Origin of the sequence: Streptomyces sp. H39-C1, from assembly GCF_027158125.1 — a bacterium.
Lineage (GTDB): Bacteria > Actinomycetota > Actinomycetes > Streptomycetales > Streptomycetaceae > Actinacidiphila > Actinacidiphila fildesensis.
Map to the genome: position 1 here is coordinate 192,392 of NZ_JAPVLS010000001.1, position 26,206 is coordinate 218,597.

A 26,206-nucleotide genomic window follows, 5' to 3' on the forward strand; every position below is an offset into this window, starting at 1 on the left:
TCATGTATGCGATCACCATCCCCGAAGCCGGCGGACCCGAGGCGCTCGTCTGGGCCGAGGTCGCGGACCCCGAACCCGCCGCGGGTGAGGTCCTGGTCGAGGTCGTGGCCAGCGCCGTCAACCGTGCCGATCTGCTGCAACGCCAGGGTTTCTACGATCCGCCGCCCGGCTCGTCCCCCTACCCGGGCCTGGAGTGTTCCGGCCGGATCTCCGCGCTCGGCCCCGGTGTGTCCGGCTGGGCGGTCGGCGACGAGGTGTGCGCGCTGGTGACGGGCGGCGGCTACGCGCAGAAGGTCGTCGTGCCGGTCGGTCAGCTGCTGCCGGTGCCCAAGGGCGTCGATCTGGTGTCGGCCGCCGCGCTGCCCGAGGTCGTCTGCACGGTCTGGTCCAACGTGTTCATGGTCGGGCACCTGCGCCCCGGCGAAACGCTGCTGGTCCACGGCGGTTCGAGCGGTATCGGCACCATGGCGATCCAGCTCGCGAAGGCGGTCGGCGCCAAGGTCGCGGTGACGGCCGGCAGCGCGGAGAAGCTGGAGGCCTGCCGGAAGCTGGGCGCGGACATCCTGGTCAACTACCGCGAGCAGGACTTCACGGAGTTGGTCAGGGCGGACGTGATCCTCGACATCATGGGCGCGAAGTACCTCGAGCGGAACGTCGACGCGCTGGCGGTCAACGGCCGGCTCGTCATCATCGGTCTGCAGGGCGGCGTCAAGGGCGAGCTGAACCTCGCCACGATGCTGGTCAAGCGGGTGGCGGTCGTGGCGACCTCGCTGCGCGGCCGCCCGCTGGGTGAGAAGGCCGCGATCGTGGCGGCGGTGCGCGAACACGTCTGGCCGCTGCTGGAGGCCGGTACGGTGCGGCCGGTCGTCGACCGTACGATCCCGATCACCGACGCCGCCGAGGCCCACCGAGTGGTGGAAGCCAGCGCGCACATCGGCAAGGTCGTCCTGACGCTCTGAGATCGTCCTGGCCTGACGGTCCTGGGGTCCCTGACGGTCCTGGGGTCCTGACGGTCCTGACGGTCCGGCTGCGTGGCTGCGTAGCCCCCGTAGTCGTCGTGAGAATCCTCGACGCCCGCCCAAGATGCCGCAATTGGCACTTTATGTGAGGCTTATCCCACATATGAAGTCGGCGGCTGAGAGGGGCGGGCGTCTTGCGTTCGGCATCCGGTGGGCGAGTGGCGGCGGCGGCCGTACTGACCGGAGCGCTTCTGCTCCTGCCGGTGGCGCCCGGGTGGGCGGCGCAGGGCCGCGCGACGGCGTCGGCAGGGGTCGTGTTCGCGGTGCCGCCGCCCGCAACGCCCCGGATGCCGGAGCTGCCGAAGCTGCCCGAACTACCGAAGCTGCCGGCACTGCCCAAGCCTCCCGTGCCGCCCATGCCGCCCCTCCCCGGGATGCCCGCGCCTCCCGTGACACCGGAGCAGCCGCCGCGACCGGGCAAGCCCCCGGCGCCGCCGAAGCCGACAACACCCGGACCGGCGACGCCGAAGCCCAGTACACCGAAGCCCGTCACGCCCAAGCCGGCCACGACGAAACCGCCCACGGCGAAGCCCTCGCCGACGAAGCACGCCGGCAAGAAGAAGGGCTCGTGGCACAAGGGATGGGCGCACGGGATGTCGGCCCAGGACAGCGCGGAGGACGCCGCGTCCGACGAGGACCTGAGCGCAGCGGAATACGGTGCTCCGGATTCGGTTCAGCCGGAGGGTTCTGATGGCGCCGAGGCGTACGAGCTCCCGATGCAGCAGCCGTCCGCCGCGGTCGTCGTCCCGGTTCCGGCGCTGCCGAAGGCGCCCGCTCCGGCAGGTCCGAGCGTTGCTCCCACCGTCAGCGACGATGCCGGGGGTCCCGTCGGCCGCGCGGTGAGCGTGCTGCCGCTCGGCGCGGGGATGGCCCTGGTCGGACTGGGCCTCGGCTTCCTGGGTCTGCGCCTCCGCAGAAGCTGATCCGTCAGCGGCCTCGGTCCCGGTTCGCGGCCACCTGACCCCTGTTCGCGCCCCTGTTCACGCCTCCGTTCGCGCCTCCGTCCCCGGCTCACCCTCCTCCGCCCGACCTTGCTCTCTGTGACCATACTCGGTATACATACTCAGTATGTCGATCCGTCATGGCCTCCTGGCCCTCCTCGATCGCGGTCCCCGCTACGGGTTCCAGCTGCGTACCGAGTTCGAGTCCCGTACCGGTTCCACCTGGCCGCTGAACGTCGGCCAGGTCTACACGACCCTTGGACGGCTGGAGCGCGACGGCCTGGTCGTGCCGGCGGGGGAGGACGACGGCGGCCACGCGCTGTATGCCATCACCGATGAGGGACGCAGCGAACTGCGCACCTGGTTCTCCACACCTGTGGACCGGGCGAATCCACCCCGCAACGAGCTGGCGATCAAGCTGGCGATGGCCGTGGGCTCGTCCGACATAGACATCCGTGCCGTCATCCAGGCGCAGCGGCACCACACCCTCCAGGCCCTGCAGGACTACACCCGGCTGAAGGCCCAGGCGCTCGTCGCGCTGGAGCAGGACCAGAACCGTGACGACGTCGCGTGGCTGCTCGTCATCGAGCAGCTGATCTTCCAGGCGGAGGCCGAGGCCCGCTGGCTGGACCACGCGGAGACCCGGCTCGTACGGCTGGCCGACGCGGTCGCCGCCGACAAAGGCGGCGTGAACGACGCGAAGCCGACCCCGAACCCGAACCCGAACCAGGCTCCGAACCCGAACCAGGCTCCGAAGCAGGAAGCCGCGCACGACAAGGGACTGCGTGCCGCCCTGGCGCGTTCGAGGCCCGGCCGGCGCTGACCCGTACGTCGCGATAACCGTTCCGACCTGACCACAGACCTGATCACAGGGGGATCAACCCATGTCTGCCCAAGAGCATCAGCCCGTCCTGCAGTTGCAGGAGCTGACCCGAGTTCATGGCAGCGGCACCACGGAAGTGCACGCGCTGCGCGGCATCGACCTGTCCGTCTTCCCCGGTGAACTCGTCGCCGTCATGGGCCCGTCCGGCTCCGGCAAGTCCACACTGCTGACCATCGCGGGCGGACTCGACCTCCCCACCTCGGGCCGGGTGCTCGTCGAGGGTACCGATCTCACCACCGCGAACCGTAAGCAGATGGCCGCGCTGCGCCGCCGCAGCATCGGCTACGTCTTCCAGGACTACAACCTCATACCGGCGCTGACCGCCGTCGAGAACGTCGCCCTGCCCCGTGAGCTCGACGGCACCTCCGCCCGCAAGGCCCGCCGTGAGGCGCTGGCTTCGCTGCAGGAGATGGACCTCGACCACCTCGCCGACCGCTTCCCGGACGAGATGTCCGGCGGTCAGCAGCAGCGGGTGGCCATCGCCCGCGCGCTGGTCGGCGACCGCCGGCTGGTGCTGGCCGACGAGCCGACGGGTGCGCTGGACTCCGAGACCGGCGAGTCGGTACTCGCGCTGCTGCGGGCCCGCTGTGACGCGGGTGCGGCCGGCGTCCTGGTCACCCATGAGCCGCGGTTCGCGGCCTGGGCGGACCGGGTGGTCTTCCTGCGGGACGGTTCCGTCGTCGACACGACGCTGCGCTCGAACGCCGAGTCGCTGCTCACCGGCGGTGTGGCTCAGTGAACGGCTGGCTCAATTCCTGGCGTGCCGCGGTGCGGATCGCGCGGCGTGACGCCTGGCGCTTCAAGGGACGCAGCATCCTCGTCCTGGCCATGATCGCGTTGCCGATCCTGGGCGTGAGCGCCGCTGACATCACCATCCGCAGCTCGCAGTTGACCGCAGAACAGTCGCTGACCCGCGACCTCGGTGCAGCCGACGCCGTGCTCTCCGACGCCGCGTACGACGGTCTGCCGATCTACCAGTCCCCGGACGGCAGGAACAAGTCGCTGGTCAACGACAACGCCTCGGGGCAGATGATCCCGGGCGGCAACGGTCCCGGCGTCAACATCCCGGCCGTCATCCCCGCCGGGGCGAAGACGCTGAAGGACTCCGTCGGCACGGGCAAGGTCCACACGAAGTACGGCCTGCTGGACGTCGACATCCGTGAACTGAAGGCCTCCGACCCGATGGCCGCCGGGATCATGGAGCTGGACCGCGGTCACTTCCCGGACGCGCCGGACGAGGTCATGGCGACCAACGCGTTCCTCAAGACGAGCGGCCTCCACGTCGGCTCGTCGGTCTCCGCCCGCGACCTGGCCACCAAGTACAAGATCGTCGGCGCCTACGACCTGCCAGGAGAGCTGAAGACGGCGCAGATCAACGCCCTGCCGGACGCCTTCCTGGCGCCGCTGGCCAAGGCCCTCAAGGCGGCCGGACGCGATGGGCCGGGCATCACATCCAAGTACTTCGTGGCCGTGGACGGTGGTTTCACGTGGAACATGGTGAAGGAGGTCAACGCCAAGAGCGTTGTCGCCCACTCCCGCGCGGTGTCGCTCGACCCGCCGGCCGATTCCGAGGTGCCGCTGTTCGTCAAGTACCCGGACTGGAACCAGAACTACGGCGGCAGCACCGCTGAGAAGGCCGCGCTGCTCGCCGTGGGCGCGACGATCGTCGGCCTGGCGATGCTGGAGATCTGCCTGCTCGCAGGACCGGCCTTCGCGGTCGGCGCCCGCCGCTCGCGCCGCCAGCTCGGGCTGGTCGGGGCCAACGGCGGCGACCGCCGCCACATCCGCGCGATCGTGCTGTCCGGCGGCCTGGTGATCGGTGTGGTCGCCGCCGTCGTCGGCACGGTGCTCGGTCTCGCGCTGACCTTCGCCCTCCGTGAGCCGCTGGAGGAGTACACCGGTGCGCGCTTCGGCGGTATCTCGGTGCATCCGCTCGAACTCCTCGGCATCGGGCTGCTCGCGATTCTCACCGGACTGCTGGCCGCCATCGTCCCGGCGGTCGTCGCGTCCCGGCAGAGCGTGCTGGCGGCGCTGACCGGTCGGCGCGGCGTCCGGCACGCCAACCGGGTGCTGCCGGTGCTCGGCCTCGCCGCCGTCTGTCTCGGCGTCGGTATCGCGGTCTTCGGCTCGATGAAGACCGACAACGTGCTCGCGGTCGGCGGCGGCTCCGCCATCGCCGAACTCGGCATCGTCGCGCTGACCCCAACCCTGGTCGGGCTCTTCGGACGGCTCGGCGGCTGGCTGCCGCTCTCCCCGCGGCTCGCCCTGCGGGACGCGGTGCGCAACCGGGGTCGTACGGCCCCGGCCGTCGCCGCCGTCCTCGCGGCCGTCGCGGGCACGGTCGCGGTGGCGACGTACACCGCCAGCAGCGACCTGGAGAGTCGCAACGGGTACGAGGCGCGGGCGCCCTACGGTGTCGCGTCGATCAGCATCGAACGGGAGCAGGGCCGTGACCTGGACGCGGTCCGGGCGGCCGTCGAGAAGCGCTTCCCGGTCTCGTCCCGCGCGGATGTCTCACGGGTGGTCGTCGGCAAGAAGACCTGCTCGATGTACAGCAGCAGCCCCGGCTGCGGCCGGGCGGAGATGGTCCTGCCCCCGGCGAACGCCTGCCCCACGGACGGGCCGGACACCGACAAGAAGTTCAGCGTGGCCGAGCGCCGCAAGCTGTCGAAGGACTGGCGCTGCGAACGTACCTACCACAGCAGTGCCATCAGCACGGATTCCGAGGTGCTGATAGGTGACGCCGGGCTGCTCCACGCGCTCGGCATCAAGGACCCGGGCGCCGAGCAGGCGCTCGCGGCCGGCCACACGGTGCTCTTCGACAAGCACTACGTCGAGAAGAACCGGCTCACCTTCCGGATCATCGAGGACTCCTCGAAGCCGATCGCCGAAGGCCAGGAGGCCACCGGACCGCTGAAGTCGTTCCCCACGTACGTCGCCCAGGACGGCACGGAGTCCTACGGCGTCCGCGCCATCATGACGCCCGCCACGGCCAAGGCCGCCGGACTGCAGACCCTTCCCTTCGGTTCGTACTTCGTGAACGAGAACGCGCCCAGCAGCAAGGAGCAGCAGGCGCTGGAGGACGATCTCTCCAAGCTGGGTGCCGATCCGAACCTGTATGTCGAGGAGGGCTATGTCAGCGACAACAACGTCATCCTGCTGGCGCTGACCGTCTTCGCCGGCCTGGTCACCATCGGCGCCGCGGGCATCGCCACCGGTCTGGCCCAGGCGGACGCCGAGCCCGACCTGAAGACCCTGGCGGCGATCGGCGCCGATCCCCGGGTGCGGCGGACCCTGTCCGGCTTCCAGTGCGGGGTGGTGGCCGTGATGGGCGTGATCCTCGGCTCGGCCGCGGGCGTCCTGCCCGCGATCGGGCTGCGCAAGGCCGAGGAACGTCAGCAGCTGAAGTTCTACCAGGAGGCGATGGACCGGGGCTGGGGCGGCATGGGCGGTGTTCCGCACGTCCCGATCGTCATTCCCTGGTCGACCCTGGCGGCCCTGATCGTCGCCGTCCCGCTGGGCGCGGCGCTGCTGGCGGCCCTGGTCACCCGGTCCCGCACCTCGCTGTCCCGCCGCGAGGCGTCGTAGCGGGGAACACCGCCTGACCAGCCGAACGTGTGCCCTCTGACGTGGTGGATCAGCCGCATCAGGGGGCACACCTTCAGGAGAACGCAGTGTGCGAGAGAATGGCGGCATGGAGATGCCGATGAACGAACGGTCGCAGGAGAGCCCGCAGGTCCTGATCGTGGGACCGGACGGAATGGCGCTCGGCGGCACCCCTGGCGGCGGCGAGGAATCGCGCGAGGTCCCGGTGACAGACATGGTGGAACAGCCGGCGAAGGTCATGCGTATCGGCAGCATGATCAAGCAGCTTCTGGAAGAAGTGCGGCAGGCGCCGCTCGACGAGGCGAGCCGCGTTCGTCTCAAGGAGATCCACGCCAGTTCCGTCAAGGAACTGGAGGACGGTCTCGCGCCCGAGCTGGTGGAGGAGCTGGAACGGCTCTCGCTGCCTTTCAACGACGACTCGATCCCGACCGAGGCCGAGCTGCGCATCGCCCAGGCGCAGCTGGTGGGCTGGCTGGAGGGCCTCTTCCACGGCATCCAGACGGCGCTGTTCGCCCAGCAGATGGCAGCCAGGGCTCAGCTGGAGCAGATGCGCCGCGCCCTCCCGCCGGGCGTGGGCGGGCACGAGGAGGACGAGGGCGGCCACCCGGGCGCCCGCTCCGGCCCGTACCTCTAGGAACCCGTACCTCGAGGAACCCGTGCCTCCGGGAACCCGTACCTCTAGGAACCCGGGAATCACCGACAGGTAACCGCGGAGGGCCCGGCACACATCATGTGTGCCGGGCCCTCCGCGTACTGCCGCTACGGCCGGATCAGCTGGCGCCCTTGCCGGTGGAGACCCAGATGGTGATCTTGCTGGCGTCGTTCTTCCACGTGACGTTGTAGTCGGCCAGCGCCTTGGGCGTCTGGTCGACGACGGCGCCCTTGCCCCACTGCTGCTCGTTCGTGTACTTCACCGTGTACTTCCAACCGGCGGCCTTCAGGCAGGCCTCGACGGAGTCCCGGTACTTGGTGTTGAACTGCGGGAACAGGACCATGTTCGGGTCCGTGTTGGTGAAGCCCTGGGTGGCCCCGGTGCACGCCGACGACTCCAGCGTCCGGGTCTTGTCGCCCTCGACGACTCCGCCGGGGTTCGCGGTCGACGGCGAGGTCCCGCCGCTGGAGGCACCCGGCGCGTACTGGCTGGAGGACGTGGACGGGGAGGCGGTGTCGTTGCCCTTGCCGGCGGTGTCGTCCGAGCCGCCCCCCTTCATCTTGACGATCAGGCCGACGATCAGGCAGATGGCGACCACCGCCACCGCGGCGCCGATCAGGACGGTCCGGCTCGACCGGCCGCCGCCGTTGCCCCCGCCACCGGGTCCGCCGGAGACCGTGCCGGGCTGCATCGGGTACCCGGCCGTCGGAGCAGGCGTCCGGTACTGCGGCGCCTGCTGCTGGACCTGCTGCGGGTAGCCGTAAGCGGCCGGGGTCGCGGGCGCCGGGGTGCTCGGGCCGTAGGCGCTGTGCTGCGGCGAAGGCGTCTGGTACGGGCTGTGGACGTTCGGCGGCGGGGTGTGCAGCGCGCCCTGGGCGGGCGGGAAGACCGTCGCGGAGACGCCCTCGCCGCGGCCGCGGGCGTGCGGGCCCTCGCCGATGATCAGCGGGGTGGCGCCGGCCTGCGTCGAGGCGCCGACCCGCTCCAGCTCGTCGTGCATCGCGTCCGCGGTCGGGAAGCGCTCCGCCGGGTTCTTCTTCAGGGCCCGCGCGATCAGCGCGTCGATGCCGGGGGTGATCGCCCGGTTGAACTGGGACGGTGCGGGCGGGATCTCCTGCACGTGCTGGTACGCCATGCCCAGCGGCGAGTCCGACTCGAAGGGGATCCGGCCGGTCGTCAGCTCGAAGAGCATGCAGCCGACGGAGTACAGGTCGGACCGCTCGTCGACGCCGCGGCCCAGCGCCTGCTCGGGCGACAGGTACTGCGGGGTGCCGACGACCATGCCGGTCTGCGTCATCGACGTCACGCCGGACTGCATGGCCCGGGCGATGCCGAAGTCCATGACCTTGACCACGCCACGCTTGGTCACCATCACGTTGCCGGGCTTGATGTCGCGGTGCACCAGGCCCATCTCGTGACTGACCGCGAGGGCCGCCAGCACATCGCCGGTGATCTTCAGTGCCTTCTCGGCCGGCATCGCGCCGTACTGCGCGATGTCCTCGGCCAGCACCACGTTGAGCGGCTTGCCCTCGACGTACTCCATGACGATGTACGGGACCATCGCGCCGTCGAGGGTGTCCTCGCCGGAGTCGAAGACCGAGACGATGTTGGTGTGGTTCAGTTTGGCCACAGCTTGCGCCTCGCGGCGGAACCGCTCACGGAAGGACTGTTCGTTCCCCAGGCTCGTGTGCAGTGTCTTGACGGCGACCGGGCGGTCCAGCACCGTGTCGTGTCCCAGGTGCACCGATGCCATGCCGCCCTCGCCGAGGAGATCGCGCAGCACATAGCGACCGCCTCCGACCGAGCGACCCGCGTAATCGGTCTGCGCGCCGTCCCCGCTGCTCATCTGTACCGCTTCCCCCTAGAGAGGGCCCATCGGCCCGCCGGCTTGCCCGCCAAGTCTGGCTTATCGCGCGGGCACGTCAAGTTCGTTGACCATCTCGTCACCTGATGCGCATCGGGCCCATACATGAGCGGCCCGGCACCGTCCCCGGAGACGGTAGCGTGGCCGACCAGAAAACCTGTAAGGCGAGGCACCAAGCGACGGCGAGGACTGATGGTCGACCCCCATGAGACGACCGCAGGAACCGGAGCGTCCGATTCGCCCGAATTGTGGGGCGCGCAAGGGATGGTCGGTGACGGCCGTTACCGGCTGACCTACCGGCTGGGACGCGGCGGAATGGCCGAGGTCTTCGCGGCCGAGGACGTACGGCTGGGCCGGATCGTGGCGATCAAGCTGCTGCGCTCCGATCTGGCGGAGGACCCGGTCTCCAAGGCGCGCTTCACCCGCGAGGCACAGTCGGTCGCCGGGCTGAACCACCATGCCGTGGTCGCGGTGTACGACTCGGGCGAGGACCGCACCCCCACCGGCACGGTCCCCTACATCGTCATGGAGCTGGTCGACGGGCACACCATCCGCGACCTGCTGACCGGCGCCGAGGCGCCGCCCATCGACCAGGCGCTGATCATCATCTCCGGTGTGCTGGAGGCGCTCGCCTACAGCCACCAGCACGGCATCGTGCACCGTGACATCAAGCCGGCCAACGTCATCATCACCAACGCCGGCGCCGTCAAGGTCATGGACTTCGGCATCGCCCGCGCGCTGCACGGCGCGGCCAGCACCATGACGCAGACCGGCATGGTCATGGGCACCCCGCAGTACCTCTCCCCCGAGCAGGCGCTCGGCAAGGCGGTCGACTACCGCTCCGACCTGTACGCGACCGGCTGCATGCTCTACGAGCTGCTGGCGCTGCGGCCGCCCTTCACCGGTGAGACGCCGCTGTCCGTGGTCTACCAGCACGTGCAGGACGAACCGCAGGTGCCGTCCACGGTCAGCGACCGGGTGCCGCCGGAGCTCGACGGTATGGTGCTGCGCGCGCTCGCCAAGCACCCGGACGACCGGTTCCAGAGCGCCGAGGAGATGCGCGGCGTCGTGCAGTACGCGCTGCACATGCTCCAGGAGCAGGGCGGCTGGAACAACGTCTGGGACACCGGCGTCGTGCCGCACTCGGCCCCGGTCACCCCGCCGGCGGGCACCGGCATGGGCTCCGGCCCGACGATCGGGCGGCAGGGCAACAGCACCACGGCGGAGTTCAGCCGGCCGGTGATGCTGGGCGCGTCCGGTGGCGGAGCGGACGAGACGCGCGGCTACCACGAGCCGCAGCACGGTGGCGGCGGCCGGGGCAACAAGTGGCTCAAGCCGGTGCTCTTCGTGCTGGCCGCGGTGCTGGCCGTCTCGATGGGCGTGTACTTCGCCGTCGGGCAGGCGGGGAACAAGAAGGACCCGGGCCAGGACGTGGCGCCGCCGAGCTCACAGAGCTCGCAGGACCAGAGCTCCGCGCCGAGCCAGGACACCTCCACGGATCCGAACCAGGGCGACGGGGGCATCACGCAGCCGCCAACGACGACGCCGTCCCACCGGCCGACGCGCACCACCTCACCGACGCCCACGGAGACGCAGACCGAGACGCAGACGGAGTCTCCGTCCGAGTCCCCGTCCGAGTCCCCCTCGGCGTCGTCCGACCCGCCGACGAAGGACCCGACGACGCCTCAGGGCACCCCGTCGACCGCCCCCGGCGGCAACAACAACGGCAAGCCCGGCACCGGCTGACCGGGCCGCGTTCACCGGCCCCGGCCCCGCGGCCGGTCAGCCGGTGAACGCGTCGCTGACCGCCTCGTACTCGCGGGTCCACCACACCGCGAGCGCGGAGGACGCCGGGAAGAGCGGGTCGGAGCGCCGGTCGCGCTCCTGGTAGCGCCAGCGCAGCATCCAGAAGTCGTTCAGGCGCTCCCACCAGACCCGGTGCACCGCCGCGGCCATCTCCTGGGCGGCCGTCCCGGCCGCGAGCCGGTAGGCGCGCGCGTAGGGCCGCACCTTCGCCAGGTCGAGCTTCCCGTCACCCGGCCGGACGAAGAAGATCGCGGCGGCCCGTACCGCCTCCTCCGCGCGCGGCTGCACGCCGAGCCGGTCCCAGTCGACGATGGCGACGGGTTCGTCCCCGCGGTAGAGCAGGTTCAGCGGGTGGAAGTCGCCGTGCACCCAGCCGGTGGCGGGCCCGTCCGGGGCGGGCGGGCGGCGATGGGCGTGCCGTTCCAGCAGGGTGCGGCGCTCCAGCAGCCGGTGCTCGGCCAGCTCGTCGAAGGTCTCGCGCGGCTCGTGCGCGTGGGCGAGGTCCAGCAGCTCGTCGATGAGCGCGTACGTCCGCCCGGGGTCGGCGCTGGGATGCGCGACCCGGTCCGCCTCCGGCGGGGGCTGTACGCGGGCCAGGCCGGCGTGCACATGGCCGAGGAGAGCGCCGAGGCGCCGGGACTGGGCGGCGGTCAGCTCGGTGCCCTCCCGGTGCCGGCCCTCGACCCACGGGTAGAGCGCGTAGCAGCGCCCGCCGACGACGGCGACGGTCCGGCCCTCGGTGTCGGCGACCGGGGCGGCGACGGGCAGCCCGAGGCCGTCCAGGAGCAGGGTCGCGCGGTGCTGGCGGGCGATGACGGCGGCGTCCGCGGTGTCCGGCGCGACGTAGTGCTTGAGGAAGAACCGGCCGCGGGTGGTCGCCAGCCGGTAGCCGCGGTTCAGCAGTCCCTGGGGGACCGGATGGCAGGCCAGTGGGGTGCCGGCGCCCTCGTAACGGCGCAGCAGTGTGCCGAGCGTGCGCTCAGCGAGCAGCTCCGTCGCCGTGCCCGTCACCCGGGAAATCGTAGATCACGCGGCGTGCAGCTCCGGCCACCCTGCGACACCCTTCACGAACTGGACGTCCACGAACTGCGGGTCGATCCGCAGATGGACCGGATCGAAGGCCTGCTCGTCCACGAACGAGGGAAGCGGTCCGAAGATCTCGTCCGCGCTGTCGGGTGCCGGGATGACGCGGGCGGTGCCGGTGAGGTGCACGGCCCAGATGGAGTCCGTGGCCGTGTTCAGGTTGTCGGCCTGGTAGCCGACGACGGAGCCGTCGCAGGCGCCGTGTATGTCCCAGCCGCGGTGTACGCGGATCAGCACGTGGTCGTCCACCACGACGTGCCGGGCGACGGCGATGTACGGCATGGCGTGGCGCGAGAGGGCCAGGCGTCCGTAGCGGACGGCGGCCACGAGCTCGAGCGTGCGTCGTTCTTGGGGGGGACATCTCTCCACTGTGGCGTTCGGCGGGCGGGACGGGACAGGGGCGGCGGCCCCCGATCGGCAGGGTCCTTGGTCCCTGGCGCCGCGGGGGGCGGCTGCGCGGGTCCTGGAGCGCCGGCCGGGCGCCCCGGGCGGCCTCAGCGCTGCTGGTTCTCCTCCGCGTGCATCCTGGCGACGTAGGCGGCCGCCTGGGTCCTGCGCTCCATGCCGAGCTTGGAGAGCAGCGAGGAGACGTAGTTCTTGACCGTCTTCTCCGCGAGGTGCAGCTTCTCGCCGATCTGCCGGTTGGTGTGGCCCTCGCCGATCAGGTCGAGGATCTTCTTCTCCTGCTCGGTCAGGCCGGCGAGCCGGTCGTCGCCCTTGTCCGCGCCGTGCCGCAGCCGCTCCAGCACCCGGGCGGTCGCGACGGGGTCCAGCAGCGACTTCCCGGCGGCGACGTCACGGACGGCGCTGACCAGGTCCGTCCCCCGGATGGCCTTGAGGACGTAACCCGCCGCGCCGGCCATGATCGCGTCGAACAGCGCCTCGTCGTCGGCGAACGAGGTCAGCATCAGGCACGTGATGTGCGGATCGCCGGACCGGACCTCCCGGCAGACCTCGACGCCGCTGCCGTCGGGCAGCCGGACGTCCAGGATCGCGACGTCGGGGCGGGTGGCGGGGATCCGGGTGAGGGCCTCGGCGGCCGTGCCGGCCTCACCGACGATCTGGATATCGGTCTCTATGGAGAGCAGCTCATGGACGCCCCGACGGACCACTTCGTGGTCATCGAGGAGGAAAACGCGGATTTTTCCGTCTTCGATCACGAATCGAGCATCGCACACGATTCGATCTCCAGACCTCTTACGCCATTTCGATCCGCGAGATACCGTTCCTCTGTCCCGGTGGCCTGCGACAACGCCTATTTACTAGGTAATCCAAGCAAAACCGCAGGTAGGACGCCTTCGCGCGATTGCGGATGTAGTAGGTAACGTCTTTCTTGCAGGCCACTTGCCGGGGCACTGTCACGCCTGGCTCGGCCATGCCGCACATACCCCGTGCGCCGCGTCGACACCAGGTGAGCCGCAACTGGCCTCCCGGCGGATCCCGGGGGCCGGACAGACGGAGGAGCGAACGTGAGCGTGAAGAGCACTGCCGCGCGGAGGACTACCCGCGGCGGCGCGAAGCGCCGTGGGGGCGAGCCCGAGCTCGTACAGCTGTTGACCCCCGAGGGCAAGCGCGTCGAGCACAGCGAGTACTCCATCGACCTGACCCCGGACGAGCTGCGTGGCCTGTACCGCGACATGGTGCTGACCCGCCGTTTCGATGCCGAGGCGATCACACTGCAGCGGCAGGGCGAGCTGGGCCTGTGGGCCTCGCTCCTCGGCCAGGAGGCGGCACAGATCGGATCGGGACGGGCCACCCGTCCGGACGACTACGTCTTCCCGACCTACCGTGAACACGGTGTGGCCTGGACCCGCGATGTGGACCCGCTGAACCTGCTGGGCATGTTCCGCGGGGTCAATCACGGTGGATGGGACCCCAACGAGAACAATTTCCACCTGTACACGATCGTCATCGGCTCGCAGACGCTGCACGCGACCGGTTACGCGATGGGTGTCGCCAAGGACGGCGCGGACTCCGCCGTCATCGCCTATTTCGGCGACGGCGCCTCCAGCCAGGGCGATGTCGCGGAGGCCTTCACCTTCGCGGCCGTCTACAACGCCCCCGTGGTGTTCTTCTGCCAGAACAACCAGTGGGCGATCTCCGAGCCGACCGAGAAGCAGAGCCGGGTGCCGATCTACCAGCGCTCGGCCGGTTTCGGCTTCCCGGGCGTCCGGGTCGACGGCAATGACGTGCTGGCCGTGCTGGCCGTCACCAAGGCCGCCCTGGAGCGGGCCCGCACCGGCCAGGGGCCGATGCTCGTGGAGGCGTTCACCTACCGGATGGGCGCGCACACCACGACCGACGACCCCACCCGCTACCGCGCCGACGAGGAGCGCGAGCAGTGGGAGCCGAAGGACCCGATCCTGCGGCTGAAGACGTACCTGGAGGCCGAGGGCTTCGCCGACGAGGCGTACTACGCCTCGATCGACAAGGAGAGCGACGCGCTCGCCAAGCGGGTGCGGGACGGTGTGCGCACCATGCCGAACCCCGACACCATGGCGATCTTCGAGAACGTCTACGCGGACGGGCACGCGCTCGTCGACGAGGAGCGCGCGCAGTTCGCCGAGTACCTCGCGTCGTTCGCCGACGAGACTGAGGGGCACTGACCATGACCATGACCACGTTGACCATGGCCAAGGCCCTCAACGAGGCGCTGCGCCAGTCGCTGGACACCGATCCCAAGGTCCTGCTCATGGGCGAGGACATCGGGAAGCTCGGCGGCGTCTTCCGCATCACCGACGGCCTGCAGAAGGACTTCGGCGAGGAGCGGGTCATCGACACCCCGCTGGCCGAGTCCGGCATCGTCGGTACCGCGATCGGCCTGGCGCTGCGCGGCTACCGGCCGGTCGTCGAGATCCAGTTCGACGGCTTCGTCTTCCCCGCGTACGACCAGATCGTCACGCAGCTCGCCAAGATGCACGCGCGGGCGCTGGGCAAGGTCAAGATGCCCGTCGTCATCCGCATCCCGTACGCGGGCGGCATCGGCGCGGTCGAGCACCACAGCGAGTCCCCGGAGACGCTCTTCGCGCACATCCCGGGCCTGAAGGTGGTCTCGCCGTCCAACCCGCAGGACGCCTACTGGATGCTGCGGCAGTCCATCGACTGCGACGACCCGGTGATCTTCTTCGAGCCGAAGCGCCGTTACTGGGACAAGGGCGAGGTCGACACCGAGGCCATTCCGGGCCCGCTGCACAAGGCCCGGGTGACCCGCACCGGCACGGATCTCACCCTGGCGGCGTACGGTCCCATGGTGAAGGTCTGCATGGAGGCCGCCGCGGCTGCCGCCAAGGAGGGTCGTAGCCTGGAAGTGGTGGACCTGCGGTCCTTGTCGCCGATGGACTTCGACACGATCCAGGCGTCGGTCGAGAAGACCCGCCGGCTGGTGATCGTGCACGAGGCTCCCGTCTTCCTGGGGACCGGCGCGGAGATCGCCGCCCGGATCACCGAGCGGTGCTTCTACCACCTCGAGGCTCCCGTGCTGAGGGTCGGCGGCTTCCACGCCCCGTACCCGCCGGCCCGGCTCGAGGAGGAGTACCTGCCCGGCCTGGACCGCGTACTCGACGCCGTCGACCGCGCGCTGGCGTACTGAGAGGCGAGGAGAGCGTGACTGTGACCGACATTGCGCAGCGCTTCCGCGAGTTCAAGATGCCCGATGTGGGCGAGGGACTCACCGAGGCCGAGATCCTCAAGTGGTACGTCAAGCCGGGTGACACCGTCACCGACGGGCAGGTCGTGTGCGAGGTCGAGACGGCGAAGGCGGCTGTCGAGCTGCCGATCCCGTTCGACGGCGTCGTGCACGAGATCCGTTTCCCCGAGGGGGAGACGGTCGACGTGGGCACCGCCATCATCTCGGTGGACACCACCCCGGGCGCCCCGGACGAGGCTCCGGCCGCCGCCGCGGCCCCGGCTGCGGCCGTGCCGGCCGAAGCGGCACCCGCCGCACCCGCCGCACCCGCCGCACCCGCCGAGCCGGCGAAGCGGCAGGCGGTGCTGGTGGGCTACGGCGTCTCCGAGGCGTCGACCGTCCGCCGGGCCCGCAGGACGCCCGGCCCGGTGCCGGCCCAGCCCAAGGGCCGGCCGGCGGCGGAGCTGAACGGCCACGGCGCGACCGGGGCCACCGGCCTCGCCGCTCCCGCCGGGGACCGGCCGCTGGCCAAGCCCCCGGTGCGCAAGCTCGCGAAGGACCTCGGCATCGATCTGAGCTCCGTCGTCCCGAGCGGCCGGGACGGGACCATCACCCGCGAGGACGTGCACGCGGCGCTCGCGCCCGCGCCGGCCGAGCCCGCCGTGGCGGCGCCCGCCGCTGCCGCCGCGAGCCCCGCGGTCGTCGCGGAGCCGGGTGCCCGGGAGATCCGTACGCCGATCAAGGGCGTCCGCAAGGCCACCGCGCAGGCGATGGTCGCGAGCGCCTTCACCGCGCCGCACGTCACGGAGTTCGTGACCTTCGACATCACGCGGACGATGAAGCTGGTCCAGGAGCTCAAGCTGGACCCGGCGTTCGTGGGCCGCAAGGTCAGCCCGCTGCTGCTGGTGGCGAAGGCGCTGCTGGTGGCGATCCGGCGGAACCCCGAGGTGAACGCGACCTGGGACGAGGCCGGCCAGGAGATCGTCCGCAAGGACTATGTGAACCTGGGCATCGCCGCGGCGACCCCGCGCGGGCTGATCGTGCCGAACATCAAGGACGCCGGCGCGAAGACGCTGCCCGAACTGGCCACCGCGCTCGGTGAGCTGGTGGCGACCGCACGCGAGGGCAAGACCTCTCCCGCGCAGATGCAGGGCGGCACGGTGACCATCACCAACGTCGGCGTCTTCGGCGTCGACACCGGTACGCCGATCCTGAACCCGGGGGAGTCCGCGATCCTCGCCTTCGGCGCGGTCAAGGACATGCCCTGGGTGCACAAGGGCAAGGTGAAGGTCCGCAAGGTCACCACGCTGGCCCTGTCGTTCGACCACCGGGTGGTCGACGGCGAGCTGGGCTCGAAGGTGCTCGCGGATGTCGCGGCGCTCCTGGAGCAGCCGAAGCGCCTGCTGACCTGGGCGTAGTTCACCGGCGCAGCCGAGCATCACGCGAAAGAGGCCCGGACGTACAAACGTCCGGGCCTCTTTGCCGTGTCCATCCGTCATGAAAGGCCGGATCTGTGGCGATATTAGGGGGAAACCCAGCTTCCGCCCGGAGGGACACCGTGGCCGTATCCGTATCCGCGATCCTGCTGCTCCTGATCATGACGGTCGTCTTCCTGCGCAGCGGATCACTGAAGGTCTCGCACGCACTGGTCTGCGTCTTCCTCGGCTTCTACCTCGCGGGCTCGAGCGTCGCCCCGAGCATCCAGAACGGGCTCACGGCGACGGCCAACGTGGTGAGCAGCCTGCACCCCTGACGGGTCCGCACGGGCCGGCCGGTCCGTATCGCGGACGCGGGTTTCTCGTGGATACGTGATGTATCTATGATGCGTCCATCATGCTTCCCGCCCCCGTGGTGGCCCCCGCCGCCAAGCCGCCGCCCGCCGCCGAGCGGGTCTATGTCCACATCAAACAGGGCGTCCTCGACCGCAGTTACGAGGGCGGCACGCTGCTCACCGAAGGTGATCTCGCCGAGGCCGTCGGGGTGTCCCGTACGCCGGTGCGCGAGGCGCTGCTCCGCCTGGAGGCGGAGGGGCTGATCAAGCTCTATCCGAAGAAGGGCGCGCTCGTCCTGCCGGTCTCCCTGCAGGAGATCGCCGATGTCGTGGAGACCCGGCTGCTCGTCGAGCAGCACGCGGTCGCCCGACTGGTGCCCGCCGCGCCGCCCGCGCTGCTGGCCCGGCTGGAGGAGCTGCTCGCCGAGCAGCAGGGGCACGCCGACGCGGGTGACCTCGCGGCGTTCGCGGTCGCCGACCGCTGCTTCCACGCCGAGATTGTCCGGGCGGCGGGCAACCGCATCCTCGCCCACCTCTACGACCAGCTGCGCGACCGGCAGTTGCGGATGGGTGTGGCCACGATGCACGCCGAGCCCAGCCGCGTCGCGAAGAACCTGGTGGAGCACGGCGAGATCCTCGCGGCGCTCAGGGACGGTGACGGCGTCCGCGCCGCCGCCCTGGTGCACCGCCATGTCTCGTGGGTGAAGGTCATGGCCCGGGGGGACGCATGAGCATGAACGGCGAACCGCCCGGCGGGCGGCGTGCCGCCACGGTGTGGGGCATCGGCACGCTCGTCTACATGGTCGCCGTGGTGCACCGCACCAGCCTCGGCGTGGCCGGGATCGACGCCGCGGAGCGTTTCCACATCGGGGCGTCCGCGCTCTCCACCTTCTCGATCCTCCAGGTGCTGGTCTACGCGGGGCTGCAGATACCCGTCGGGCTGATGGTCGACCGGCTCGGCACCAAGAAGGTGCTGACCATCGGCATCGTGCTGTTCACCGCCGGCCAGCTCGCGTTCGCGCTGTCGCACTCGTACGGAATGGCCCTCGCCGCCCGCGCGGTGCTCGGCTGCGGTGACGCGATGACGTTCGTCAGCGTGCTGCGGCTCGGCTCCCGCTGGTTCCCGGCCCGCCGGGGCCCGATGATCGCGCAGGCCGCCGCGCTCTTCGGCGTCGCGGGCAATCTGATCAGTACGGTCGCGCTCTCCCGGATCCTGCACTCGGCGGGCTGGACCGCCACGTTCACCGGCACCGCGATCGGCGGCGCGTTCGTCCTCGTCCTGGTGCTGCTGTTCCTCAAGGACCACCCCGACGGCTACGAGCCGGCCCCCGCCGAGCACGCGGGCTTCGGCTATGTGCGCCACCAGATCGTCTCCGCCTGGCGCGAGCCCGGCACCCGGCTCGGGATGTGGGTGCACTTCACGACGCAGTTCTCCGGGATGGTCTTCCTGCTGCTGTGGGGGCTGCCGTACCTGGTGGAGGACCAGGGCATGTCACGCGGGGCGGCGGGGTCGATGCTCACCCTCGTGGTGCTCGCCAACATGGTCTTCGGCACGCTCTTCGGCCAGCTGATCGCCCGTCACCACGGCGCGCGGATGCCGATCACGCTGACCGCGATCGGGGCCAGCACCGTCGCCTGGGCGGCCGTGCTGTCCTGGCCCGGCGGCCACGTCCCGCTGTGGATGCTGATCTGCCTGTGTGTCGCGCTGGGCGCCTGCGGCCCCGCGTCGATGATCGGCTTCGACTTCGCCCGCCCGGCCAACCCGCCGGAGCGCTTCGGCACCGCCTCCGGCATCGTCAACGTCGGCGGCTTCACCGCCTCGATGATCACGCTGCTGGCGATCGGCGTGCTGCTGGACGCGACGGGCGACAACTACCGGATCGCCTGGTGCAGTGTCTTCGTGCTCCAGGCGATCGGCACCTTCCAGATCCTGCGGCTGCGCGGCCGCGCGACCCGGCTGGAGAAGGACCGGATCGCGGTCAGCCGCGTCGAGAGCGTGCACGTGCCGGTGTAGCGGGTGGGAGCGGGACGCTCTACGGGGTGAGGGCGATGTGCGCCAGGATCGCGTTCGCCAGCCCCTGGTCGCCCTCCACCTTCACCCGGTCCGCGACGGCCGCCGGGCGCACCCGCCCGCAGACCAGCCGCAGGAACGTCTCCCAGTCGGTGCTGAAGGTCACGGCGGGGCCCAGGGAGACCGCGGAGTCGATCGTGCCGCGCCCCTCCTGGTCGATCCGGACCGTCCGCATGAACTCCAGCGGGCCGTGGATGTCGAAGACCACCGCGGAACCCGGCTGCGCCCCGGCGTCCTTGGCGATCATCTTCGGCAGCCCGCGGAGCAGGAAGTCCCGCGCGTACACGGCCGCGGGCGACGCCAGGTTCCCCGGGGTGGCCAGCGCGCGCCGCAGATCCTGCTCGTGGACCCAGACGTCGAAGGTCCGCATCCACAGCAGGTGTTCGAGGGTCATCTCCTGGCCCATCGGACCGCGCATGCTCTGCTCGGGCCCGCGCGACTCGTTCCGCAGCTGGCGGGAGCGCCGGATGATCGTGTACTCGAGCTCGGAGGTCATCTCCGGGGCCGTGTGATGGCGCCGGGTGTCCACCGGCACCTCGATGTAGCGGGCGAACTCGCTGGTGATGTGCCGCAGATCACTCGGCAGGGTGTGGATCGGGCGCGGATCCCCGAGCATCTCGCACTCGTAGCCGATGACGTGTGACACGACGTCGCGCACCGACCAGTACGGGCACTCGGTCGGCCGGTTCCATTCACCCTCGACGAGGGGGGCGACCAATTCGTTGATGGATTCTATGGAGTGGGTCCAGGCGTCGATGTACGGCTGGATCTTACTGTGGACGGTCACGGGACCCCTCGACGGATCGATGCGCGGTCGTGGTGGTGTGCGCCTAAGTTACGCTCCGCGCGGGTACCCACGCAGTGCTTTCGAGTGACGATGGTAGGCCCGACTTGACGACCAAACGTATGGGCGGTGGGTGTATGCGCGCTTCTTTGCTGCAGATCGACGTCGACTTGAACGAAACGGTCGCCGACCGGCGGGACCGGGTGGCCGCGCTGGTGCGCGCCCAGGGCGGGACGGATCTGGTCGTACTGCCGGAACTGTGGCCGGTCGGGGCCTTCGCGTCGGACACCTTCGCGGCGGAGGCGGAGCCGCTCGACGGGCCGACGGCCGACGCGATGTCAGCGGCGGCGCGGGACGCGGGAGTCTGGCTGCACGCCGGTTCCATCGTCGAGCGCGACCCTGACGGGCCGCTCTACAACACCTCGCTCGTCTTCGGGCCCGACGGGGAGCTGCGGCACACCTACCGCAAGATCCACCGGTTCGGCTTCGACCAGGGCGAGGCGGCGCTGATGGCGCCCGGCGAGGAGATCGTCACGGTCGCGCTCCCGGACACCGTGCTGGGCCTGGCGACCTGTTACGACCTGCGCTTCCCCGAGCAGTTCCGGCTGCTCGTCGACGCCGGCGCCCAGATGCTGGTCATCCCGGCCGGCTGGCCGGCGAAGCGGCGGGAGCACTGGCGGCTGCTCGCGCGGGCCCGCGCGGTCGAGTCCCAGACCTACGTTCTGGCCTGCGGGACGGCGGGCACTCACGCGGGTGTCGAGCTCGCGGGTCACAGCATGGTCGTCGACCCGTGGGGCGACATCGTCGCCGAGGCCGGCACCGGCGAGGAGATCCTCACCGTCGACCTCGACCCCGCCCTCGTCACGAAGACCCGCCACGACTTCCCGGTACTGCGGGACCGCCGCCTCGGCTGAGCGGGGTCGCTGCGCGCTCGTCGTGGGGGCGGGGCCGCCGCGCGGCGGCCGGGGCGGTGCTTGACTCGCACGCGGCGCGACAACACGATCACGCACAGTAGTGATCGTGTTGTCCAGCGTCAGGAAGCTCTCCGTGTCCCAGACCCTGTCCCGAGCCGCCGCCCTCCTCACCGCCCTCGCGGCGGCCGCCCTGATCGGCGTACCCGCCGCCGGGGCGTCGGCTCCCCCGCCGTCCGTCCGCTACGCCGCTCTCGGCGACTCCGCCGCCTCCGCGCCCGGCGTGCCGGACGAGGCGGACGCGAGCTGTATGCGCTCCACGCACAACTACCCGCACCTGGTGGCCGCGCGCCTCACGTCGGCCGTCCTCACGGACGTCACCTGCGCGGGAGCGGACACCGGCACCCTCGCCTCCGAGGGCCAGTTCGACGCGCTCACCAAGGACACCGGCCTGGTGACGCTCACCATCGGCGGCAACGACGTCGGGTTCACCGGGATCATCGTCAAGTGCAGCGCCCTGGGCCTGCTCGACCCGTCGGGCAAGCCCTGCGCCAACAGCTACGGCAGCGGGCTCGACGACCGGATCAGGGCGGCCGAGCCGAAGGTCGCCGCCGCGCTCCGGACGATCCATCAGCGCTCCCCGGGCGCCCGGGTGCTGCTCGTCGGCTACCTCAACCTCATCCCGGACGACGCCAGGACCTGCCGCCCGCGCGTGCTGTTCACCGGCGGTGACATGGCCTTCCTGAACGATTTCGAGAACAGCCTCAACGCGATGCTGGCCCGTGTCGCCGACGCCGGGGGCGCCGATTTCGTCGACAACCACCCGGCCAGCGCGGACCGTGACATCTGCCGCGACGACGCCACCCGCTGGACCGAGGGCCTCATCCCGACCAACCGGTCGATCCCGTTCCACCCCAACGCCCGGGGCGAGCAGGCGATGGCCGACGCGGTGCTGGCGGCCGCCGCGCGGTAGCCCGGTCGGGGGAGGGCTCAGGCCCTCCCCCTCAGCCGGCTCAGTCGTCCCCGTGCTCCTTGTCGACCATCCGGTCCACGCACACCGCGATGGCGATGAGCATCCCCGCGTCCGCGTCCTCGCGCTCCACATCGATCGCGTACGTGTCCCGCATCCGGAACCACTTCCGGGAGATCCGCGCGAGCCGCTCCCCCTCGTACTCGATGTCGAACTCCTTGTCGACGATGTCCCCGCGGACCTCCAGCTCCTCCCCCGAGGCCAGCTCCGCCCGGAACACGTCCCGCAGCAGCGTCAGCCGCTTCTTCCGGATGGTGACCAGCACGTCCCCGCCGCGCTCCACCGTCATGGTGTCCCGCAGGCTCACCAGCTTCTTCCGGATCACCGCGACCTCGTCCCCCCGGGCGTCCCGCAGCTCCAGCGTCTCCCGGATCCGCAGGACCTTCCCGTCGACGTAGAACGCCCGATCGCCGCGTTCGTCCTCGATCCAGTAGTCGTCACCGATCGCGAACAGCTTCTCCCGCACGAGGTATTTCATGGAGGAATGTCTACCCCGGGCGTGCTGTTGGATGGGGGTATGACTGCACGTGCGCGCGTCCGGGCCCCAGAACTCATCGGCAAGGGCGGCTGGCTCAACACCGGTGATCACCAGCTGACCCTCGCTGACCTGCGAGGACGCATCGTCATTCTGGACTTCTGGACGTTCTGCTGTGTGAACTGCCTGCATGTGCTCGATGAGCTGCGGGAGCTCGAGGAGAAGCACCGGGACACCGTCGTGATCATCGGGGTGCACTCGCCGAAGTTCGTGCACGAGGCGGAGCACCAGGCGGTCGTGGACGCGGTGGAGCGGTACGAGGTGCATCATCCGGTGCTCGACGATCCGGAGCTCGGGACGTGGAAGCAGTACGCGGTACGGGCGTGGCCGACGCTGGTGGTGGTCGACCCCGAGGGGTACGTGGTCGCACAGCACGCGGGTGAGGGGCATGCGCACGCGCTGGAGGCGCTGGTCACGGAGCTGGAGGCGGAGCACGGCGCCAAGGGGACGCTGCGGCGGGGCGACGGGCCCTATGTGGCGCCGGAGCCGGTGGCGACGCATCTGCGGTTCCCGGGGAAGGCGCTGGCGCTCGCCGACGGCGGTTTTCTCGTCTCGGACACGACCCGGCACCAGCTCGTCGAACTGGGCGCGGACGGCGAGACCGTCGTGCGGCGGTTCGGCGACGGGGAGCGCGGGCTGGTGGACGGCGGTCCTGAGGTGGCGCGGTTCAGTGAGCCGCAGGGGCTGGCGCTGCTGCCGGACGGTTCCGTCGTCGTCGCGGACACCGTGAACCACGCGCTGCGGCGGCTGGATCCGGCGACCGGCGGCGTGACGACGCTCGCCGGGACCGGCGGCCAGTGGTGGCAGGGGTTCCCGACGGCGGGGCCGGCCCATGAGGTGGCGCTGTCGTCGCCGTGGGACGTCGCGTGGTTCGCCGGCCGGGTGTGGATCGCGATGGCGGGTGTGCACCAGCTGTGGGCGTACGACCCGGCGACCGGGACCGTCGAGGTGGCGGCCGGTACGACCAACGAGGGGCTGGTCGACGGGCCCGCCGACGAGGCGTGGTTCGCGCAGCCTTCGGGGCTGGCGGCCGCGGGGGACCGTTTGTGGGTCGCGGACTCGGAGACGTCGGCCGTGCGCTGGGTCGAGAGCGACGGTGCCGGCTTCGTGGTGCGGACCGCCGTCGGTACCGGGCTGTTCGACTTCGGGCACCGGGACGGCGCCGCGGAACAGGCGCTGCTGCAGCACCCGTTGGGCGTCACCGCACTGCCCGACGGATCGGTCGCGATCAGCGACACGTACAACAACGCGCTGCGCCGCTTCGACCCGGAGACCGGCGAGGTGACGACGCTCGCGACCGATCTGCGGGAGCCGTCCGACGCGGTGTTGGTGGGCGGGGACGTCATCGTGGTCGAGTCGGCCCGGCACCGGCTCACCCGGCTGAGGCTGCCCGAGGAGGCGGTGCGGGTGGAGTCGGCCGCGCACCGCACGCAGCGGCCGGCGACGGAGGTGGCCGCGGGGCCGTTCCGTCTCGACGTGGTCTTCACCGCGCCCGCCGGACAGAAGCGCGACGAGCGCTACGGCCCCTCGACGCGGCTGCTGGTCAGCTCGACCCCGCCGGAACTCCTGCTGGAGGGCGAGGGGAAGGGCACCGACCTGGGCCGGGACCTGGTGCTGAATCCCGAGGTCGCGGAGGGCGTCCTGCATGTGTCGGCGATGGCCGCCTCGTGCGACGACCCCGATGGGGGCACCTCCCAGTCGGAGACTGGGGGAGAGTACCCGGCCTGCCATATGCACCAGCAGGACTGGGGCGTCCCGGTCCGGCTGGCCGCCGCCGGCGCGGGCCGGCTGGCGCTCGTGCTGGCAGGGATGGACGAGCCGGGCGAGTGAGGGAGTGGCGTCGGCGGGGCCGGAGCACGGCCCCGCCGGTCGTCACTCGTAGTAGCGGCGCTCCTCGACCATCGGCTCCACGCCGCCCCGTACGGTCTGCAGCCGGCGCCGCTTGAAGATGCTCACGTAGGCCGCGACGCCGATCGCCCCGACGGCCATCATGATCAGGCCCACCAGGTCGACATTGACGCCCGACATGTGCCAGTCGGTCGCGAAAGTGAGGATCGCGCCGATCGCGATCAGTGCGATGCAGCCGCCGATGCCCATGATGTCCGCCTCCGTCGTGCGTTGGCCGTTCCGGTCGGTTCCGATCCGGTTGGTTCCGAGGGGGCGTCTACCCCCGACCGGAACGGCCATGCGCGGCAGCGGAGTTGGCGGGGCACCGCCGGACCCGCCGTCAGCTCTCGATGAAGGACTTCAGCGCGCTCGCCAGCAGGTGCGGGTCGTCCGCGCCGCTCAGCTCGCGGGCGGAGTGCATCGACAGGATCGCCACACCGACGTCGACCGTCGTGATGCCGTGCCGGGCCGCGGTGATCGGACCGATCGTCGTGCCGCACGGCATCGAGTTGTTGGACACGAAGTGCTGGAACGGCACCCCGACCCGCTCGCAGGCGGCGGTGAAGATGCCGCGCCCCGAACCGTCGGTGGCGTACCGCTGGTTGACGTTGGTCTTGAGGATCGGACCGCCGTTGGCCCGCGGGTGGTGCGTGGGGTCGTGGCGCTCGACGTAGTTGGGGTGCACCGCGTGACCGGAGTCGGACGAGACGCAGACCGTGCCGGCCAGCGCGCGCTGCCGGTGCTCGTAGTCGCCGCCGCGCGCGTGCACGGACCGCTCCAGGACGTTGCCGAGCAGGGGGCCCTGCGCGCCGGTGTCGGACTCGCTGCCGTTCTCCTCGTGGTCGAAGGCGGCGAGGACGGGGATGTACGCGAGGTCCTGGCCGGCGACGGCCGCCAGAGCGGACGTCGCGGCGTGCACGGACAGCAGGTTGTCCATCCGGGGCGACGCCAGCAGCTCGCGGTCGCGGCCCAGGTAGGCGGGCGGCTGCACGTCGTGCGCCATCACGTCCCAGCCGGTGACCTCGGACCCGGTCACCCCGGCCTCCTCCGCGAGGAAGTCGATCAGATCGCCGTCGGTCACCTTGCCGAGGCCCCAGACGGGCTGCATGTGCCGCTGCTTGTCCAGCGTGAGGCCGTTGTCGTTGACGCCCCGGTCCAGGTGGATGGCGAGCTGGGGGACGCGCAGCAGCGGCCGGTCGACGTTGACCAGCCGGGAGGTGCCGTCGCGCAGCGTCAGCCGGCCGGAGAGCCCGAGGTCCCGGTCGAGCCAGCTGTTCAGCAGCGGGCCGCCGTAGAGCTCCACGGCGATCTGCCGCCAGCCGGCCGAGCCCATGTCCGGGCGCGGCTTCACCCGCAGGTTCGGTGAGTCGGTGTGCGCACCCATGATCCGGAACGGTGTCTCGGGACGTGCACCCTCGGGGACGTACCAGGCGATGATCGCGCCGCCGCGCAGCACGTACTTGCCGCCCTTCGCACCGTCCCAGGACTCGGTCTCCTGGACCTGCCGGAACCCGGCCTTCTCCAGCCGTTCCGCAGCGCTCGCCACGGCGTGGTAGGGCGACGGGCTGGCCTGCACAAAGGCCACCAGGTCATCGGTGTGGGCACGGGTGAAGTGAGGGTGGACGCTCATGGGGCCAGCATAGAAGTCCGCCGTCGCGGGATGCCGTCGGCGGGGTGCCCGGGGCACTTTCAGGGGCCCCTACCTACCGGGACGTCCGGATCCGGCCCGGTCCCGACC

The 26,206-nt window shown here is 70.9% G+C and carries 24 protein-coding genes; 16 read left to right on the forward strand and 8 right to left on the reverse strand.

Features of this window, described 5'->3' with window-relative positions:
* Window positions 1–2 precede the first annotated feature (2 nt).
* From O3W51_RS00870 to O3W51_RS00895, 6 genes are all read left to right on the forward strand, one after another.
* Window positions 3–959, forward strand: a complete 957-nt coding sequence (locus O3W51_RS00870; protein WP_138351231.1) for an NAD(P)H-quinone oxidoreductase — start codon at window positions 3–5, stop codon at window positions 957–959.
* Window positions 960–1,153: 194 nt separating this feature from the next.
* Window positions 1,154–1,942 carry a hypothetical protein gene (locus O3W51_RS00875; protein ID WP_198357266.1) on the forward strand — a complete coding sequence of 263 codons (789 nt, stop codon included), beginning with the start codon at window positions 1,154–1,156 and terminating at the stop codon, window positions 1,940–1,942.
* Between the two features lie 145 nt (window positions 1,943–2,087).
* On the forward strand, window positions 2,088–2,783 hold the full coding sequence (locus O3W51_RS00880; RefSeq protein ID WP_138351232.1) for a PadR family transcriptional regulator: 696 nt from the start codon (window positions 2,088–2,090) through the stop codon (window positions 2,781–2,783).
* A gap of 61 nt (window positions 2,784–2,844) precedes the next feature.
* The gene (locus O3W51_RS00885; RefSeq protein WP_138351233.1) at window positions 2,845–3,582 is read left to right on the forward strand and encodes an ABC transporter ATP-binding protein; all 738 of its coding nucleotides are present in this window, start codon (window positions 2,845–2,847) and stop codon (window positions 3,580–3,582) included.
* Window positions 3,579–6,431, forward strand: coding sequence for an FtsX-like permease family protein (locus tag O3W51_RS00890; protein WP_198357267.1), 2,853 nt, complete (start codon window positions 3,579–3,581; stop codon window positions 6,429–6,431). Before O3W51_RS00885 ends, O3W51_RS00890 begins: the two co-directional genes overlap by 4 nt.
* A 106-nt stretch (window positions 6,432–6,537) precedes the next feature.
* Window positions 6,538–7,083, forward strand: coding sequence for a bacterial proteasome activator family protein (locus O3W51_RS00895; RefSeq protein ID WP_138351235.1), 546 nt, complete (start codon window positions 6,538–6,540; stop codon window positions 7,081–7,083).
* Window positions 7,084–7,219: 136 nt separating this feature from the next.
* On the opposite strand, the gene O3W51_RS00900 is transcribed toward O3W51_RS00895, so the two are convergent.
* Window positions 7,220–8,947: a protein kinase domain-containing protein gene (locus O3W51_RS00900; protein ID WP_198357268.1), complete on the reverse strand. Its 1,728-nt coding sequence runs from the start codon at window positions 8,945–8,947 to the stop codon at window positions 7,220–7,222.
* A gap of 210 nt (window positions 8,948–9,157) precedes the next feature.
* Between O3W51_RS00900 and O3W51_RS00905 the strand changes: the two genes are divergently transcribed.
* Window positions 9,158–10,711 carry a protein kinase domain-containing protein gene (locus O3W51_RS00905; RefSeq protein ID WP_138351237.1) on the forward strand — a complete coding sequence of 518 codons (1,554 nt, stop codon included), beginning with the start codon at window positions 9,158–9,160 and terminating at the stop codon, window positions 10,709–10,711.
* A 36-nt stretch (window positions 10,712–10,747) separates the two neighbouring features.
* Here O3W51_RS00905 and O3W51_RS00910 read toward each other — a convergent pair whose 3' ends face one another.
* From O3W51_RS00910 to O3W51_RS00920, 3 genes are all read right to left on the reverse strand, one after another.
* On the reverse strand, window positions 10,748–11,791 hold the full coding sequence (locus O3W51_RS00910; RefSeq protein WP_381584736.1) for a phosphotransferase: 1,044 nt from the start codon (window positions 11,789–11,791) through the stop codon (window positions 10,748–10,750).
* A gap of 6 nt (window positions 11,792–11,797) precedes the next feature.
* Window positions 11,798–12,223: a pyridoxamine 5'-phosphate oxidase family protein gene (locus O3W51_RS00915; RefSeq protein ID WP_138351238.1), complete on the reverse strand. Its 426-nt coding sequence runs from the start codon at window positions 12,221–12,223 to the stop codon at window positions 11,798–11,800.
* 125 nt (window positions 12,224–12,348) lie between these two features.
* Complete coding sequence (locus O3W51_RS00920) at window positions 12,349–13,014, reverse strand: response regulator (protein WP_269282893.1); 666 nt, start codon at window positions 13,012–13,014, stop codon at window positions 12,349–12,351.
* 309 nt (window positions 13,015–13,323) lie between these two features.
* Here O3W51_RS00920 and pdhA point away from each other — a divergent pair, with 309 nt between their 5' ends.
* The 6 genes from pdhA (at window position 13,324) to O3W51_RS00950 (ending at window position 19,264) form a co-directional block, all read left to right on the forward strand.
* Window positions 13,324–14,460 carry a pyruvate dehydrogenase (acetyl-transferring) E1 component subunit alpha gene (gene pdhA, locus O3W51_RS00925; protein ID WP_269282895.1) on the forward strand — a complete coding sequence of 379 codons (1,137 nt, stop codon included), beginning with the start codon at window positions 13,324–13,326 and terminating at the stop codon, window positions 14,458–14,460.
* An 8-nt stretch (window positions 14,461–14,468) separates the two neighbouring features.
* The gene (locus tag O3W51_RS00930) at window positions 14,469–15,443 is read left to right on the forward strand and encodes an alpha-ketoacid dehydrogenase subunit beta (RefSeq protein WP_138351346.1); all 975 of its coding nucleotides are present in this window, start codon (window positions 14,469–14,471) and stop codon (window positions 15,441–15,443) included.
* 56 nt (window positions 15,444–15,499) lie between these two features.
* A complete protein-coding gene (locus O3W51_RS00935; RefSeq protein WP_269283063.1) occupies window positions 15,500–16,897 on the forward strand; it encodes a dihydrolipoamide acetyltransferase family protein in 1,398 nt (465 codons plus the stop codon).
* A gap of 140 nt (window positions 16,898–17,037) precedes the next feature.
* Window positions 17,038–17,232 carry a hypothetical protein gene (locus tag O3W51_RS00940; RefSeq protein WP_138351241.1) on the forward strand — a complete coding sequence of 65 codons (195 nt, stop codon included), beginning with the start codon at window positions 17,038–17,040 and terminating at the stop codon, window positions 17,230–17,232.
* An 80-nt stretch (window positions 17,233–17,312) separates the two neighbouring features.
* Complete coding sequence (locus O3W51_RS00945) at window positions 17,313–17,981, forward strand: GntR family transcriptional regulator (RefSeq protein ID WP_138351242.1); 669 nt, start codon at window positions 17,313–17,315, stop codon at window positions 17,979–17,981.
* A gap of 2 nt (window positions 17,982–17,983) precedes the next feature.
* A complete protein-coding gene (locus O3W51_RS00950) occupies window positions 17,984–19,264 on the forward strand; it encodes an MFS transporter (protein WP_381584611.1) in 1,281 nt (426 codons plus the stop codon).
* A gap of 19 nt (window positions 19,265–19,283) precedes the next feature.
* On the opposite strand, the gene O3W51_RS00955 is transcribed toward O3W51_RS00950, so the two are convergent.
* The gene (locus O3W51_RS00955; protein WP_138351244.1) at window positions 19,284–20,108 is read right to left on the reverse strand and encodes a maleylpyruvate isomerase family mycothiol-dependent enzyme; all 825 of its coding nucleotides are present in this window, start codon (window positions 20,106–20,108) and stop codon (window positions 19,284–19,286) included.
* A gap of 134 nt (window positions 20,109–20,242) precedes the next feature.
* Here O3W51_RS00955 and O3W51_RS00960 point away from each other — a divergent pair, with 134 nt between their 5' ends.
* The gene (locus tag O3W51_RS00960) at window positions 20,243–21,019 is read left to right on the forward strand and encodes a carbon-nitrogen family hydrolase (RefSeq protein ID WP_138351245.1); all 777 of its coding nucleotides are present in this window, start codon (window positions 20,243–20,245) and stop codon (window positions 21,017–21,019) included.
* Between the two features lie 133 nt (window positions 21,020–21,152).
* On the forward strand, window positions 21,153–21,989 hold the full coding sequence (locus tag O3W51_RS00965) for an SGNH/GDSL hydrolase family protein (protein WP_138351246.1): 837 nt from the start codon (window positions 21,153–21,155) through the stop codon (window positions 21,987–21,989).
* A gap of 40 nt (window positions 21,990–22,029) precedes the next feature.
* Here O3W51_RS00965 and O3W51_RS00970 read toward each other — a convergent pair whose 3' ends face one another.
* Window positions 22,030–22,524, reverse strand: coding sequence for an LURP-one-related/scramblase family protein (locus tag O3W51_RS00970; protein WP_138351247.1), 495 nt, complete (start codon window positions 22,522–22,524; stop codon window positions 22,030–22,032).
* 39 nt (window positions 22,525–22,563) lie between these two features.
* Between O3W51_RS00970 and O3W51_RS00975 the strand changes: the two genes are divergently transcribed.
* The gene (locus tag O3W51_RS00975) at window positions 22,564–24,411 is read left to right on the forward strand and encodes an NHL domain-containing thioredoxin family protein (protein WP_138351248.1); all 1,848 of its coding nucleotides are present in this window, start codon (window positions 22,564–22,566) and stop codon (window positions 24,409–24,411) included.
* 42 nt (window positions 24,412–24,453) lie between these two features.
* On the opposite strand, the gene O3W51_RS00980 is transcribed toward O3W51_RS00975, so the two are convergent.
* Entirely contained in the window at window positions 24,454–24,678 is a 225-nt protein-coding gene (locus O3W51_RS00980; protein ID WP_138351249.1) for a DUF6458 family protein, read from the reverse strand.
* 130 nt (window positions 24,679–24,808) lie between these two features.
* The gene (locus O3W51_RS00985) at window positions 24,809–26,098 is read right to left on the reverse strand and encodes a M18 family aminopeptidase (RefSeq protein WP_138351250.1); all 1,290 of its coding nucleotides are present in this window, start codon (window positions 26,096–26,098) and stop codon (window positions 24,809–24,811) included.
* Window positions 26,099–26,206 lie beyond the last annotated feature (108 nt).